15 protein-coding genes are annotated in these 13,989 nt (G+C 60.3%); 6 read left to right on the top strand and 9 right to left on the bottom strand.

The window, feature by feature from the left end; all coding sequences use genetic code 11:
• Positions 1 to 68 precede the first annotated feature (68 nt).
• Positions 69 to 467: an OB-fold domain-containing protein gene (locus tag QLG10_RS02310; protein WP_282485393.1), complete on the top strand. Its 399-nt coding sequence runs from the start codon at positions 69 to 71 to the stop codon at positions 465 to 467.
• Positions 467 to 1,657 (top strand): thiolase family protein, encoded by a 1,191-nt coding sequence (locus QLG10_RS02305; protein ID WP_282485392.1) that lies wholly within the window; start codon positions 467 to 469, stop codon positions 1,655 to 1,657. Before QLG10_RS02310 ends, QLG10_RS02305 begins: the two co-directional genes overlap by 1 nt.
• Positions 1,658 to 1,666: 9 nt before the next feature.
• On the opposite strand, the gene QLG10_RS02300 is transcribed toward QLG10_RS02305, so the two are convergent.
• The 6 genes from QLG10_RS02300 to QLG10_RS02275 form a co-directional block, all read right to left on the bottom strand.
• Positions 1,667 to 2,452 carry an IclR family transcriptional regulator gene (locus QLG10_RS02300; protein WP_282485391.1) on the bottom strand — a complete coding sequence of 262 codons (786 nt, stop codon included), beginning with the start codon at positions 2,450 to 2,452 and terminating at the stop codon, positions 1,667 to 1,669.
• Positions 2,453 to 2,539: 87 nt separating this feature from the next.
• Positions 2,540 to 4,126 carry an MFS transporter gene (locus QLG10_RS02295; RefSeq protein ID WP_282485390.1) on the bottom strand — a complete coding sequence of 529 codons (1,587 nt, stop codon included), beginning with the start codon at positions 4,124 to 4,126 and terminating at the stop codon, positions 2,540 to 2,542.
• Between the two features lie 38 nt (positions 4,127 to 4,164).
• Entirely contained in the window at positions 4,165 to 5,049 is an 885-nt protein-coding gene (locus tag QLG10_RS02290) for a fumarylacetoacetate hydrolase family protein (RefSeq protein WP_282485389.1), read from the bottom strand.
• Between the two features lies 1 nt (position 5,050).
• Entirely contained in the window at positions 5,051 to 6,001 is a 951-nt protein-coding gene (locus tag QLG10_RS02285; protein ID WP_282485388.1) for a VOC family protein, read from the bottom strand.
• A gap of 66 nt (positions 6,002 to 6,067) precedes the next feature.
• Positions 6,068 to 6,826 (bottom strand): SDR family NAD(P)-dependent oxidoreductase, encoded by a 759-nt coding sequence (locus QLG10_RS02280; protein WP_282485387.1) that lies wholly within the window; start codon positions 6,824 to 6,826, stop codon positions 6,068 to 6,070.
• 51 nt (positions 6,827 to 6,877) lie between these two features.
• Positions 6,878 to 7,114 (bottom strand): ferredoxin, encoded by a 237-nt coding sequence (locus QLG10_RS02275; RefSeq protein ID WP_123432352.1) that lies wholly within the window; start codon positions 7,112 to 7,114, stop codon positions 6,878 to 6,880.
• Positions 7,115 to 7,524: 410 nt separating this feature from the next.
• On the opposite strand from QLG10_RS02275, the gene QLG10_RS02270 reads away from it, so the two are divergent.
• From QLG10_RS02270 to QLG10_RS02255, 4 genes are all read left to right on the top strand, one after another.
• Positions 7,525 to 8,787: an MFS transporter gene (locus tag QLG10_RS02270; protein WP_282485386.1), complete on the top strand. Its 1,263-nt coding sequence runs from the start codon at positions 7,525 to 7,527 to the stop codon at positions 8,785 to 8,787.
• A 27-nt stretch (positions 8,788 to 8,814) separates the two neighbouring features.
• On the top strand, positions 8,815 to 9,135 hold the full coding sequence (locus tag QLG10_RS02265) for a 2Fe-2S iron-sulfur cluster-binding protein (RefSeq protein WP_282485385.1): 321 nt from the start codon (positions 8,815 to 8,817) through the stop codon (positions 9,133 to 9,135).
• Positions 9,136 to 9,155: 20 nt separating this feature from the next.
• On the top strand, positions 9,156 to 10,391 hold the full coding sequence (locus QLG10_RS02260; RefSeq protein ID WP_282485384.1) for an FAD-dependent oxidoreductase: 1,236 nt from the start codon (positions 9,156 to 9,158) through the stop codon (positions 10,389 to 10,391).
• Between the two features lie 84 nt (positions 10,392 to 10,475).
• Complete coding sequence (locus QLG10_RS02255; RefSeq protein WP_282485383.1) at positions 10,476 to 11,309, top strand: oxidoreductase; 834 nt, start codon at positions 10,476 to 10,478, stop codon at positions 11,307 to 11,309.
• A gap of 45 nt (positions 11,310 to 11,354) precedes the next feature.
• Here QLG10_RS02255 and QLG10_RS02250 read toward each other — a convergent pair whose 3' ends face one another.
• From QLG10_RS02250 to QLG10_RS02240, 3 genes are read right to left on the bottom strand one after another with little or no spacing between them, the layout of a single operon-like run.
• On the bottom strand, positions 11,355 to 11,705 hold the full coding sequence (locus QLG10_RS02250; protein WP_282485382.1) for a nuclear transport factor 2 family protein: 351 nt from the start codon (positions 11,703 to 11,705) through the stop codon (positions 11,355 to 11,357).
• A 24-nt stretch (positions 11,706 to 11,729) separates the two neighbouring features.
• Positions 11,730 to 13,025 carry an MFS transporter gene (locus tag QLG10_RS02245; protein ID WP_282485381.1) on the bottom strand — a complete coding sequence of 432 codons (1,296 nt, stop codon included), beginning with the start codon at positions 13,023 to 13,025 and terminating at the stop codon, positions 11,730 to 11,732.
• Between the two features lie 45 nt (positions 13,026 to 13,070).
• The gene (locus QLG10_RS02240; RefSeq protein WP_282485380.1) at positions 13,071 to 13,859 is read right to left on the bottom strand and encodes an SDR family oxidoreductase; all 789 of its coding nucleotides are present in this window, start codon (positions 13,857 to 13,859) and stop codon (positions 13,071 to 13,073) included.
• Positions 13,860 to 13,989: the final 130 nt, after the last annotated feature.

Below are 13,989 nucleotides of genomic sequence, written 5' to 3'. Positions count from 1 at the left end.
CACTTTTATAAAATATGTTCAAATGATACCGTACGACTTCAAGTCAAATACTCACCTGCGGACCGCTGATGCCTAGAAAACTTCCTGCACTCAACGCCGACAACCGCGCTTTCTGGCAAGGCGGTAAACAGGGCGAACTGCTCATTCATCGCTGTGCGGCCTGCAGCCGGTATTTCCACCCGCCAGCACCGCTCTGTGCGCATTGCGCAAGCTTTGACGTGGCGCCAGAAGCGGTATCCGGCAAAGGCAAAGTGCTCAGCTACACCATCAACCACCAGGCCTGGACCCCCGACCTTGTGGAACCTTATGTGGTGGCAATCGTCGAGCTGGTGGAACAACCCGGCTTGCAATTTGTGAGCAACGTGGTGGGCCTGCCGGTCACGGATGTGCATATCGACATGCCGGTACGGGTCAGTTTCCTCAATGTCGAGGATGTCTGGTTGCCTCTGTTCGAGAAGGATCAGTGATGTTCGATCATCGTTATGAAAAAGACGTAGCCATCACCGGCATCGGCCAATCGGAAGTCGGCCGACCGTCGAACAAGTCAGCCATGCGCCTGACCCTCGACGCCTGCCTGGAAGCGATAGCCGACGCCGGGCTGCAACGCAGCGACATTGATGGCGTGGCCTGCTGGCCGGGTGACAACAACAATGGCGACCCGTTTTCGCCGGTCGGCCCCAGCGCACTGAAAAGCGCTCTTGGACTTAACGTCAACTGGTTCGGCGGCGGTTACGAAGGCCCCGGTCCCCTCACTGGCGTGATCAATGGTGCCATGGCGATTGCGGCGGGCCTGTGCAAGCACGTACTGGTGTTTCGCACCATCACTGAAGCGTCGGCCCGCCTGGTCAACAAGCAAGCGAGTGCTCTCACCAACAAAACCCAGGGACGCGACAGCAGCTACGCCTGGCAGTGGTTCACGCCATTTAATGTGCTATCGGCGACCAATCTGATGGCACTGTATGCCCAACGCCATTTCCATGAATATGGCACCCGACCAGAGCAGCTGGCGCAGATAGCCCTGACCTGTCGCCAGAACGCCATGCGCAACCCCAAGGCGGTGTTTCGCACGCCGATGAGCATGGAGGACTACATGGCGTCGCGGATGATTTCCACTCCGCTGCGCATGTTCGACTGCGACGTGCATTGCGATGCATCGACCGCCATCGTCCTGTCTCGCCGGGATATCGCCCAGGATCAACCCAACCAGCCGATCCGCATCGAGGCCATGGGAGCTGCATTGAACCAGCCCTGGTCCTGGGACCAGATCTCCCTGACCAAAATGGCCGCTTTCGATGTCGGCCAGATGATGTGGGCACGCACTGACTACACCCCGCAAGACGTCGACTCCGCGCAGCTGTATGACGGTTTTTCGATCTTGACCATGATTTGGCTGGAAGCCTTGGGCCTGTGCCCCGTCGGAGAAAGCGGCGCATTCGTCGAGGGTGGCTCGCGCATCGCGCTCGATGGCAGCCTGCCAATCAATACCAACGGCGGACAGCTGTCCGGTGGACGCACCCATGGCCTGGGTTACGTGCATGAAGCCTGCCTGCAACTGTGGGGCCGTGCCGAAGGGCGGCAAACCCGCGAGCACCGCGTCAGCACGGTAGCCGCAGGGGGCGGCCCGCTGGGGGGCAGCCTGCTGCTGGTCCGAGAGTAACGGCCTGGATCAGTACAGTACGCCGGCCACTTCGCTGCAGAACTCGATCAGTGCCTTGCCCAGTTCGGCAAGGCCCTCTTCATCGCGTTGCCCACGAAACATCACCGCGGAAACGGTGAAGTCGATGCTGTGGGTCGGTGAGTACACAGGCGCCGCCACAGCAAGAATCCCACCCGAGAAATACCCGTCGTCCACTGCCCAACCACGCTCGGCAGCGACCCTGACTTCCTCACGGAAAACTTCCAGCGACAGCGGCTGGGCCCAGCGAATGGTTTCGAAACTGCTCTGCACCTCAGGGTCGTCGAGGTCGATCTGAGTGGCGAACAAACGCCCGCTGGCGCCCATCAGAATCGGCAGGCGCTGACCTTCGGCCATGTCGATGCGCACATCAGTCGGGCTGGCAGCGGAGCTGACAATGACAATGCGGTCAGGGCTCATCTTGCGCCAAAGGGTGATGGTTACCCGCTGGCGCGCGGCCAGGTTCTGCAGCAGGGGCTTGGCCATCTGCACGCGGTGGCCCTGGGTGACCAGCTGTTCGACCAGGCGCGCCAGACCCAGGCCGACGGAGTAACGCTTGGACATGGCACTGAAGTCGACCACCTCCTCTTGCACCAGCGTGCGCAGGATGTTGAAGCAGGTGCTGGGATTGATCTTCAGTTGTCGGGCGATGTCCACCGAGCGTTCCGGTGTGCCCACCTGGCTGAGGTAACGCAGGATGCGGATCGCGTTGGAAACGGGCTTGACGAGTGTTGCGCCGGCTGATTTGTTGTTGTCGTTGACGTCAGTGAAGTCCATGCCCAATCCAGTCACTTTATAGTGTCGCCATTCTAGCCTGAGAATGAATCGCACCGTAAAGTTTTGTCTGGGAATTATTCGAACACTTCAGTCGGGTTGCCTGACCAGAGGCTGATGGATAAGCCGGCGGGTCTGCAGGTCCTCGCGACGAAAACGTTCGATGACAAGCTCCTGGACATGGTCCGCCTGGGTGACCCGTGTCTGCTGTCGCAAATACTCCAGCCAGGATTCAACGATAAATCGCTCGCTGTAGAGCTGCGGGTTGGCCATGTCGCGGTACAGGCGCCAGTTCTGCGCCCCGTTGCGCCGTCGCGCCTTGCCTACAGCGTACACCGCGGCCAGGAAGCCATCGCAGTCCGGCGCCGTCACCTGGTACACGATCTCGACCGACACCGGTCCATCGGCATGGGACACCGGGCTGGCCAGCTGGAGCTTGTCGGTCAACTGTACCTCGGCAAAATCTGCCTCCTGACCCAGCTCCACCCGACCGTTACGCGTCAGCACAATGCCGACCAGCAACAACAACGTCGAGAGCAGCAAGCACTGGCTCAACCCCAGATACTCGGCCAGCGCCCCCCAGATCGCGCCACCGGCGGCCATCGCGCCCATCAGGATCAATACATAGACCGACGCAACCCGTGCCCGCACCCAGTTGGCGGCATATGTCTGCACCACCGTTGAAATGGTCGCATTGACCGCCATCCAGCCAAACCCGGCGAGCAGCATCATCGCGCAGACGCCATAGCGGTTGTGGGAAAGCGCGGCGGTCAAGGTCGCGAGTGCAAAGGCAATGGCGCCGCAAACCAGCAGATGACGCATGCTCATGACGCGATACAGACGTGGCAAGTTAAGCGCCGCCAGCACCGCCCCCGCGCCAAGAAACGCCATGAGTAACCCATAACCGCCGGCGTCCATGCCCAATTCCTGCTTGGCAACCAGGGGCATCAATGCCCACAAGGCGCTGGCGCAACTGGTGAATACCAACACCTGCTTCATGGCGCTGAACAATACCGCCGAATGACGGATATAACGCAGGCCGCTGCGCATGCCTCCCGTCAGCGTTTCCGGTGGCAAGCCCACGGCGGGCGGGTTGGGTACCAGGCGAAAGAGAAAGAGCAGCACCGCGAACATGCACAGTGCGATGACCAAAAACACCGAAGTGGTATTCCAGTAGGCAATCAAGGCACCCGCCAGCGCCGGCCCCAGGGCGCGGGTGGCGTTGATGGCAATGCCGTTCAACGACACGGCCGCTGGCACCTGGTCGCGGGAAAGCACACCGACCATGGTGACCATCCACGCCGACATTCCCAAGGCACTGCCGGTGCCCAGGACGAAGGTAAACGCCAGCAATCCCCAGGTTTCCAGATGTGCGCTGTACGCCAGCCCCCACAGTACCAGCGCGGCGAACAGCATCATGCACTGGGTAATGATCAGCCAGTTGCGCCGATCCACCCGATCGGCAATCACGCCGCCCGGGAAGGCAAACAGGAACACCGGCAGGGTCACGGCGGTTTGCACCAGCGAGACCATCGCCGCAGACGTGGTCAATGTGGTCATGATCCACGCTGCGGCAACCGTCTGCATCCAGATCGCCATATTGACCACAGCGCCCGCCAGCCATAGGCCACGGAACGCTCTATTGCGAAACGGCGCCCACGCCGAACCCTCGCTCATCATCACTCCTCAGCGTCAATACCAATCAAATCAGCGGTTTACTTATCCAGCGGCTGGCCCAGTCGCCCCACCGCGCGCGCGGGGCTTAGCTGGCGTGGTGCGGCAATGGTGTTGCGCAGTCGGCCGATGCCTTCGATTTGCGCCTCGACCCGATCACCTGGCTGCAAAAAGCGCCCGCTTTCCAGACCCACGCCGTGACTGGAACCGGTAAACACCAGGTCACCCGGTCGCAGGTTGATGCGTGCATCCAGATAATTGAGCAACTCATCCAGGCTGAAAATCATCTGCCGGCTATTGTCCTGCTGGCGCAGTTCATCGTTGACGCAAAGGCGCATCTCCAACGCCGGCTGCCCCGCTACTCCCAGTTCGTCTGCCGTGACGATCCAGGGGCCCACCGGGGTGGTGCGGTCCATGGCTTTCTGGGTCAACAGGTCCAGGCGACCAATCTGCTTGCCGGCATCGCGCGCACTGATGTCATTGCCCACCGTGTATCCCAGCAGGCAGTCGCTGGCATGGGGTTCGTCCAGCAACGGCCGGCCCACGACGGCCACCAGCTCCACCTCGTAGTCGAGCTGGGTGGTCAGCGGCGAATAATCGATCTCGTCAAAAGCACCGACCAGCGCTGACTCGGGCTTCATGTACGCCAGCGGGTGCGCCGGCGCATCACTGCCCAGGCGCTTGAGGTGGCTCAGGTAATTGAGGCCCACACCAAAAACCCGACTGCCCGGTTCCAGGGGCGCAAGCAGGCGCGCAGCTGACAACGGCAACCACTCGCCAGTCAGGTCCAGGGCATCCGGCACGAGCTGCGCCCCCAGCCCGGCCCACTGGGCGAATGGCGCGTTGATCCGCCGCAGGCGATCCGTTTGCGTATCCAGCAACGCCCAGAACGCCTGCCCGGCTACCTCCACCCGCGCCAGACGCATCTCAGTGTTTGGCCAGGTAGATGGGCAGGTACTCGGCGTCGAGCACTTCTTCCGGTGTCTTGACGCTGGCACCGAGAATCGGACCGACCATTTCGTGGCCCCACAGGCTGAGTTTTTCCGGGTTCAGCTCATAGGGGTCGCCTTGCCATGGCTCGATTTCCGCAATGGTCTCGAAGGCGAATCCAGACGGATTGAAGTGATAGAACGACAGGTGCGGGTCCTGGGCATGCTGACCGAGGGTCATCATCATCGGCAGTTCGCGCTGGCGCACGATGTCGTAGGTTTCACCGACATCGCGCACATTGCGCACAAACAGCCCGACATGCTGCACGCCCATGCGTCCCGGGCCGTGGCCGTAAGCGATGTCGTGACTGGTGTGATGATTGAGCTTGGAGCGGAAGAAGCCGGTGCGCCCTTTGCCCGCGCCGGCGCCATACCAGCTGAAGCCCATGACGTTGAGCAGGAAGTCTTCCAGTTCCGGGGTGTAGTCCGGGGTGATCAGCACCACATGGCCTGCCCCACGTTCGTCGGCCAGGAAACCGCTGTGCGGACGGCCTGGCTGGAACGAGCGTGGTAGCCATTTTTGCCCGTAAAAGAGTTCGTGCTGATACCCCACAGGGTCGCGGAAGCGCACCAGCTCGCGAACACCACGCTTTTCACAGAGTTGAGCATCGCCACGGGTGAATTCGACATTGGCCGCGGCCAACTTCTTGATCCCGTCCTCGAACGCCATGCGCCCCACCGCTTCCCAGCCGATGTAGGCAATTCGGTCAACTTTGCCCGGATGAAACGCGAACCGATGACGGCGATCGTCGATTTTGAAGTACAGCGATTCAGGGTCACTTTCGGGATTCTTGCCGATACCAAAGCCCATCACCTGCGGGCCGTACTCACGCCACGCCTCGAGATTGGGGGTTTCGAAGCCCATGTATCCGATACCGATGATGTCCACGTTATTCACCTTGTTCTTGTTCGAGATGAAAGGGTGCCAATGGCCCCTGCACTGACGCCGCGCGTGTCAGACCGCGAGTAATCCGCCGTCGATGACGAAGTCGGAGCCTGTAATGAACGAAGCTTCATCCGAGGCGACGAATACCGCCATCGCCACCACTTCTTCCGGCTCGCCGGGACGGTCCATCAATACACCGTCCAGCAGCATGGCGCGCATTTTCGGGTCTTCCAGAAACGGCCGGGTACCCGGCGTGGCGACAAACCCCGGGCTTAGGCTGACCGCACGAATACCGAACGGCGCGCCTTCCACGGCCAACTGCCGGGTAAAGGAGACCACGGCGCCCTTGGCAGCCGAATGCGCGGCAATACCGGCGACTTTCGAGCCGCCCCAGGCCGCGGTAGACGACACGTTGATGATCACTCCACGCTGCTCGGCCAAGTGCTGCCAGGCGTACTTGGTGGTGTAGAACAGCAGGTCGATTTCGTTGCGCATGGTGAACTGCCAATCTTCGATCGACATCTCGCTGACCAGCCCGAAACGTGCGGCGGAAGCGTTGTTGTAGAGGACGTCGATGCGTCCGTGCTCAGCGACGGCGGCATCGACCCAGGTCCTGGCCTGTTCGTGATCGCCCAGGTCCACGGGCGCCGAGCCATACAGGGTGAACCCCTCGGCTCGCATCAAGGCTGCCGTCTCCTCGTGGCCTTCGGCGTTGAAGTCGCAGCCGACCACAATCGCCCCTTCGCGGGCAAAACGCAGCGCCGCAGCGCGGCCCTGGCCTCCGCCGGTCCCGGTAATCAATGCGACCTTGTTGTTTAAACGTCCCATCAACACATCCTCATCTGAGTGGTTATCACGTTGCGGCTTAAGCTCGCGACATTAAACGGCTTCGTCTTCAGAGGTGATGGGTTCCAGCCAGATGGCCTCTGCCGGGCAGGCGGCAGCCCCTTCGCGGGCCTCCTCCTCCAGTTCCGGCGGAACACGGGCATCGTCCATGTACACCAGGCCATCGGCATCAAGTTTGTACAGGCTGGGGCAAATGGCGGCACACAAACCATATCCACAGCAGCGGCTACGGTCGGCAACGGCTTTGAATTGCGCTTTTTCTGAACTCACTTTTTTTCTCCTTATCAGGTCCAGTCACAGCAAATTATGAACACTTATTTATTTTATGTGCAATTAATTTTTAACACGGATATGCTGGTACCGACTGCTGGACACCTGCGCTGCCAGGCAAGAGCCCAGAAGGAGGGAGCTTGCTCGCGACAGGCGCCGGAAAATCCAACAGGCATGCCGCCGGTCAGGTGCTGGCGCGAGCACGGACCGAGATCAGATTGATTCAAAGGTGGCGGCAACGCAGGAAATTCGTTTGTCCATGAGTCAGATAGCAGTGCTGGACAAAGCGGAAATCCTGATTTTATTCTGAATAAAAAACCAGATTCTGTTCAAAGAATCTGCTGGCGATGGTCCACAGGACCATCCAAAACAGTGCTTGGCTCAACAAAACCTATAAGGAAGCCAACTCCATGCCCCCGTCTAAAAACGAAGCAGCGATTGATCTTCACGAATTCCGCCAAAGCTGGAAAATCCTGATATTGGCCGTCGCCGGTGTGGCCATCAGCATCAACGCCGCCCTGCTCTACGGCTTCGGCACCTTGGTCGTACCGCTGGGCGACGCTTTTGGCTGGAGTAAAAGCGAACTGCAGGCGTGCATCACCTTCCTGTTTGGTGGTGCCGTGGTCTCCTTGCAACTGGTGGGCTGGTTCAACTTGCGCTACGGGATGAAGCGCGTCACGGTTATTTCCCTGCTGTTGTTGTCGCTCGGCTACCTGGCGACCACTCAACTGACTCAATCGATCTGGTCGATGTACATTGCCTTCGCGCTGCTGCCCATCGTCGGCATGGGCGCCCTAGCGGTCACATGGACGCAATTGATCAGCCTGTGGTTCGACAAAAATCGTGGCCTGGCGCTGGCCATCGGGCTGTCCGGTACGGGCGTCACCGCCGCCACCATTCCCCGCCTGATGGCGTGGGGTATTGAACAATGGGACTGGCGTGCGGCCTTCGTGATTCTCGCGCTACTCAACCTGTTGGTGTTGCTGCCACTGATTCTGCTGTGGTTCAAGCTCCCCGTTGCACAAGGCAAGCGTGATGACGGCAGTGCGCTGGAGCAATTGCCCGGCATGGGCTTTCGGGAAGGCATGGGTTCGCTGAAATTCTGGACCTGCAACCTGGCACTCGGCCTGGTGATTTCTTCGATTGTCGGCATGGTCACCAGCACCGTGCCCATGCTGCAAGCCAGAGGTTTGTCCGCTGCGCAAGCCGCCACCATCTTCAGTGGTTTTGGTATCTCGCTGATCTTCGGCCGCATGTTGATCGGTTACCTGCTCGACCGGCTGTGGCCGCCAGCGGTGTCCGCGCTCAGCCTGGTGCTGCCCGCCGTCGGGTGTTTCATCTACCTGAGCCCGACCAACGAATTCGCCCCCCTGCTGCTGGCGGCCGTACTGGTCGGGTTTGGCGCCGGTGCAGAATTCGACATAGCCGCGTTCCTGATTGCCCGCTACTTTGGTTTGCGCGAGTACGGCCGTCTGTTTGGCGTCCATCAGGGTTTGAACACCGTAGCCTCGGCGCTGGCGCCGCTGCTTTTCGCCTACCTGCTGGCACGCACCGGTTCCTATACCGCGATGCTGGTTTACAGCGCCGCTTGCTGCCTGATCGGCCCTTTGCTGTTACTGACCCTGGGGCGAGTGCCGCGCTTCAACGCACAAACAGTTCCAAGTCAATCCTGAGTCCCCCAACAAGAATCGGAGCAGAACATGCCCACATTGACGTTTATCGAACACAACGGCACCGCCCATCAGGTCAAAGGCGACATCGGCCAATCGGTGATGCAGGCCGCTACCTTCGCCTCGGTGCCGGGCATTCCTGCCGATTGCGGGGGTGCCTGCAGCTGCGCCACCTGCCATGCCTATGTCGACGAGGCCTGGCTGAGCACAGTGCAAGCGCCGGAAGGCATGGAAAACGACATGCTCGAGTACGCCTTCGAACGCCGTGACAACAGCCGCCTGAGCTGTCAGTTGATCATCAGCCAAGAGATGGACGGCATGGTTCTGCACCTGCCGTCGTCGCAATTCTGAATGCGCTTGAAGGAGTTTCCATGACCCTCGCCTCAGTCGTTATCGTCGGTGCTGGCCAGGCCGGTTTTCAGGTCGCTGCCTCCTTGCGTCAGGAAGGCTATGACGGGCGCATTACCCTGATTGGCGATGAGCCAGGCCTGCCGTACCAGCGCCCACCCTTATCCAAGGCCTACCTTCTGGGCAAGATCCAGGAGACCAACCTGCTGTTCCGGCCAGCCGAGTTTTATGCGACCCAACGCATTGAACTGTTGCACGACCAGGCGACGGCCATTGACCGTGTGAACCGTCGCGTGGTGCTGGCCAGCGGTGATGCGATCAACTATGACCATCTGGTCCTGGCCACCGGGGCGCACAACCGCCCGCTGCCGGTGCCAGGCGCTGAGCTGCCGCAAGTATTCGGCATCAAGACCAAAGCCGATGCCGATGCCCTGGCACCGCTGGCGAAAGCCGCGCGCAACGTGGTGGTGATTGGCGCGGGTTTCATCGGCCTGGAGTTCGCCGCAGTGGCAGCCGCGCTGGGCGCTAACGTGCATGTGCTGGAGCTGGCTGAGCGGCCGATGGCGCGTGCGGTGTCCAGGGAGATGTCCGAGCTGTTCCGCCAGGCTCATGAACAGTGGGGTGTGCATTTTGACTTTCGCCAGGGCTTGAGCCGCATCGATGGCGACAACGGCAAGGTCTGCGCCGTGCAAACCGCTGACGGGCGCGTCCTGCCCGCCGACCTCGTGGTGTTTGGTATCGGTGTGATCCCCAACGCGCAATTGGCAACCGAAGCGGACCTGGCCATCGAGAACGGCATCAAAGTCGACGCCAACCTGCTCACTTGCGACCCGCGAATTTCCGCGCTGGGCGATGTCGCCAGTTTCCCTTGCCTGCAAAACGACGAACAGCATACCCGCCTCGAGTCGGTGCAGAACGCCATCGACCAGGCCCGCGCCGTGGCCGCCAGGTTGATGGGCAAGCCGGCGCCCTACAGCGCCCTGCCCTGGTTCTGGACCGATCAGGGCGACCTGAAGCTGCAGATTGCCGGACTCTCCCACGGCTACGACAGCACGGTGGTCCTGGGTTCTGCCAAGGACAAGCAGCTTTCCGTGCTGTGTTTCCGCAATGATCGACTGGTGGCCGTGGAGTCCTGCAATCGCATGGGCGATCACATGGCCGCGCGCAAGATCCTTGCCCGGGCGCCGAAACTGACGGCCGCCGAAGCCGCCGCCGACGGTTTCGACCTGAAAGCCTGGGAAGCGGCCAACCGCGACTGAGCGCGCATGGCCCCGTAAATCCGATGCCGCGCCCGCCTCCAGGCTGACGCGGCATTTTTTTTGCACAACGACTGGAGCAATGCAATGAACAAAGTCTGGTTTGTTACCGGTGCGGCCCGAGGCCTGGGTGCCGCCATTGCCAAAGCCGCATTGGCTGACGGCGACCGCGTGGTGGTCACTGGCCGGCGTGTCGAACCGTTGGAAAACGTCTTCGCTGAATACGCTGAACGCGTGTTGGCAGTGGCCCTGGATGTGACCGACGAAGCCCAGGCGCTTGCTGCCGTAGAGGCTGCTGTCGCGCGTTTTGGCCAAATCGATGTGCTGGTCAACAATGCCGGCTATGGCCAACTGGCGCCCTTTGAAGACAATTTCGCCAGCGAAGCCGACAAGCAGTTCGCAACCAACGTGTTTGGCGTGTTCAACGTATGCCGCGCCGTGTTGCCGGTGATGCGCCGGCAACGCAATGGTCACGTTTTCAACGTGTCATCGATGGGCGGTGTGGTGGGGATGGGCGGCGCGGCGTTGTACTGCTCGTCAAAATTTGCCGTTGAAGGTTTTTCCGAATCCCTGGCCCTGGAAGTGGCTCAATTCGGCATCAAGGTCACGCTGGTGGAGCCGGGTGTTTTCCGTACCGACTTTCTCGACCCCAGTTCTGCAGTCTTCGGTACACGCGCGCTTGAGGACTACGCCGCATTCACCGCCAAGGTCAAAGGCGCCTCGGCCGCCTACAACCACCAGCAAACCGGCAATCCGGCGAAACTGGGGGACGCGTTGGTGTTCCTGGCCAGCAGTGAACATCCGCCGTTGCGTTACCTGGCAGGCTCTGACGCCTATCAGCAAGTCAGCAACAAGCTCAACACCATGCTCGCGGAAATCGAACGGTGGCGACAGCTGTCCTGTTCCACCGACGGCCTATAGGCCGCCAGTGCGCACAGCCTTTTGACAAGGCTGTGCGTCCCCCCATTACTGATTGATGAAGTAACGCACGAACAGCTTCCCTTCTTCGAACCGATACAACTCGATCGTCTCGATGCCACCTTCCTGCTCGCGAAAGGCATTGAGGTGATGACACGCGGCTTCATCGCCGTTGACGATGCACTGGCGCACCTCGACGCGAATCTTCGGTTGCTGTTGCGCCCACATGCCTTCCAGGACCTGCCAGGCATCGTGCTGTGGTTTGCCTACGTATTCGATACTCAAGCCATTGGCCGAAACGCTGCGGTAATGGGCGAAAAAGCCCTCTTTGTCGCCTCTGTTCCAGCAGTCGATCTGACCGTGCAGGAAGTGCTCGATTGTGTGTTTGTCCATACTCATCTGTTGTTCATCCTCGGGTAGGGGTCAGGCATGCTGCCGTTGCTGCAAGTTTCGCTGACGTGCCAGAAATGCCGGCTCCATCTTCAGCCACAGCAGAATGCCCGGGCCGATGATCGCGCAGCAGAAACAGCACACCAGCACCGCGAAATAGCTGCCGTATACGTCGTAAAGATGACCGAACAGCATGGGCACCAACCCGGAAACGATGGTGATCAGGCACAGGTGCAAGCCAAAGATCCGCGCGTAGTCCTTCAAGCCGAAATAGCGGGCCATCAGGAAGGCCGCCAGATCGAATTCAGCACCGGCACTGGCACCGATGCACAGGGTGGCAAGCACCAATAGCGGTGTGCTCTGCGCGCCGCCAAAGAGAAAGATCGCACAGCCCAATGCCGGTAGCGCCAGACTCACCGCGGCCACCAAAGAAGGTGAAAACCGGTCCAGCAGGTACCCCACCAGCAACCGCCCGCCGATGATGGAAATGCCGAACGTACTGAAAATCTGCGCGGCTTGCTGGGCGCTCAAGCCCTTGCTTTGCAGCATCGGCACCATGTTGGTGACCATTCCAACAGTCAATGACACCGACAAAATAAGAGCGACGTTAAACCCCCAGTACATCCCTGAACGCAGTGCCTGTTTGAAAGACATTCCGTTGAGCTCTGGAAGCGCCTTCTGTGCAGTCGCATCAGTGCTGACGTGCGATGCCGGCATGCGCAACCACATCAACGACAACGGCAGCGTAAACAGCAAGGGCATCGCCCCCAGGGCAATGAATCCAGCTTGCCAGCCGTAGGCGGCAATCAGCCGCGACAACAGTGGCGGCAGGATCATCGCCATCAACCCCGTACCACACAGGATCACTGCCAGCGCCAGGCCACGGTTGCGTTCGAACCAGAGGTTGACCAACTGCGTCCAGGTAATCGCAATCGTACCGGCACAGACGATCGGCATGCTGAAAAATGCCAGGTACAACCAGCCAATGGAGCCCTGGATGCGGGTAATGGCGAAGTAACCGACTATCTGCAGCACGATCGAAATAATCGCGACTCGTCGCAGGCCATAGCGGCGGTAGAGCGGGCCGACCAACTGCGTGGAGATCGCCACGCCAGCGAACAGAAAGGTGATCGAAGCCTGCAAGTCGCCACGGCTCCAGCCGAAGGCCTGTTCCAACGGAATCACCAGGGTGCCAAAGGCATACAGCAGCGCCGCGGTGATGCTGGTGCAAATGCCAAACAGCCCCAGCAGGACCACGCGCCAGCCACGTTTGAACTCGGAAAAATCATTGCCACCGTGGGCCGTGTTGTTGCGTGTCTCGGTTGTCATCAACTCACTCCCGGCGCAGGCCGCTATCGCGGATGCGCGACATGATTAATGGCCCTTGAGGATTTCTTCGACTTTGGGCAGTGCGATCATGGTGGCGCCGCCGTCCACCAACAGCGACGTGCCGGTGATATAGGAGGCTTCGTTAGAAGTGAGAAACAGCACGGCATTGGCGATGTCGGCGGACTCACCCAGGCGCCCGACCGGGAAATGTGCGGCGAGTTTATGCGGCAGTTCATTGCCCAGGGTTTCCAGCATGTGGTCGGTGCCGATCAGTCCGGGCTCGACTACGTTGACCAGGATATTCATGGCGCCGAACTCCACCGCCAGGCCGCGGGCAAAGGCGTTCATGAAGGCTTTGCTGGAGCCATAGGCAATCAGGCGTGGTGTGTACTTGCGATTGGCTTCACCGGAGGAGATGAAAATCAGCCGGCCTTTGTCCACCGCTTTGGACAGGTAGGGTGCGCTGTCCTTGGCCAGCCAGAACAGCGACTGGATATTGCTGCGCACGATGTGATCGAAGGTGTCATCGGCCATTTCGGCGATCAGCCCGTGACTGGTGTCAGCGGCGCAATGCACCACGATATCCAGAGCGCCAAAATGTTCTACGCCGCCCTGCACCATTGACTTGATCGCCTCGCGGTCGGCGATGTCGCCGCCCACCAGGCAGGCGTCACCACCAAGGGCCTTGATTTGTTCGACTGTTTCTTCGCCGTATCGAGCGGTGCGTGCCGACACCACCACTTTGGCGCCCTCGCGGGCATAGGCCAGGGCAATGGCGCGTCCCATGCCTCGTCCGGCACCGGTGACCAGGACTACTTTGTCGCGGAATTTCATCGCCGTTCCTCTTTATTGTTATTAGTGGGGCTTTTGTGGGAGCGAGCCTGCTCGCGATAAACCTGAGAGCACCGCTGGGTATCAGACTTGGCGCGTCATCGTTAACGTCCATCGCGAGCAGGCTCGCTCC

The sequence above is a fragment of the Pseudomonas sp. V98_8 genome (assembly GCF_029967975.1).
GTDB classification, from domain to species: Bacteria; Pseudomonadota; Gammaproteobacteria; order Pseudomonadales; family Pseudomonadaceae; genus Aquipseudomonas; species Aquipseudomonas umsongensis.
Note: the sequence above shows the minus strand (reverse complement) of the source record. Positions and strands in the feature narration are given on the sequence as shown.

Excerpts from the sequence above, each read along its gene's own strand:
- QLG10_RS02260 (WP_282485384.1), top strand. The coding sequence starts at position 9,156 with ATGACCCTCGCCTCAGTCGTTATCGTCGGTGCTGGCCAGGCCGGTTTT.
- QLG10_RS02280 (WP_282485387.1), bottom strand. The coding sequence starts at position 6,826 with ATGGGACGTTTAAACAACAAGGTCGCATTGATTACCGGGACCGGCGGA.
- QLG10_RS02240 (WP_282485380.1), bottom strand. The coding sequence starts at position 13,859 with ATGAAATTCCGCGACAAAGTAGTCCTGGTCACCGGTGCCGGACGAGGC.
- QLG10_RS02295 (WP_282485390.1), bottom strand. The coding sequence starts at position 4,126 with ATGAGCGAGGGTTCGGCGTGGGCGCCGTTTCGCAATAGAGCGTTCCGT.
- QLG10_RS02250 (WP_282485382.1), bottom strand. The coding sequence starts at position 11,705 with ATGAGTATGGACAAACACACAATCGAGCACTTCCTGCACGGTCAGATC.
- QLG10_RS02300 (WP_282485391.1), bottom strand. The coding sequence starts at position 2,452 with ATGGACTTCACTGACGTCAACGACAACAACAAATCAGCCGGCGCAACA.
- QLG10_RS02290 (WP_282485389.1), bottom strand. The coding sequence starts at position 5,049 with ATGCGTCTGGCGCGGGTGGAGGTAGCCGGGCAGGCGTTCTGGGCGTTG.
- QLG10_RS02270 (WP_282485386.1), top strand. The coding sequence starts at position 7,525 with ATGCCCCCGTCTAAAAACGAAGCAGCGATTGATCTTCACGAATTCCGC.
- QLG10_RS02255 (WP_282485383.1), top strand. The coding sequence starts at position 10,476 with ATGAACAAAGTCTGGTTTGTTACCGGTGCGGCCCGAGGCCTGGGTGCC.
- QLG10_RS02310 (WP_282485393.1), top strand. The coding sequence starts at position 69 with ATGCCTAGAAAACTTCCTGCACTCAACGCCGACAACCGCGCTTTCTGG.
- QLG10_RS02305 (WP_282485392.1), top strand. The coding sequence starts at position 467 with ATGTTCGATCATCGTTATGAAAAAGACGTAGCCATCACCGGCATCGGC.
- QLG10_RS02265 (WP_282485385.1), top strand. The coding sequence starts at position 8,815 with ATGCCCACATTGACGTTTATCGAACACAACGGCACCGCCCATCAGGTC.
- QLG10_RS02245 (WP_282485381.1), bottom strand. The coding sequence starts at position 13,025 with ATGACAACCGAGACACGCAACAACACGGCCCACGGTGGCAATGATTTT.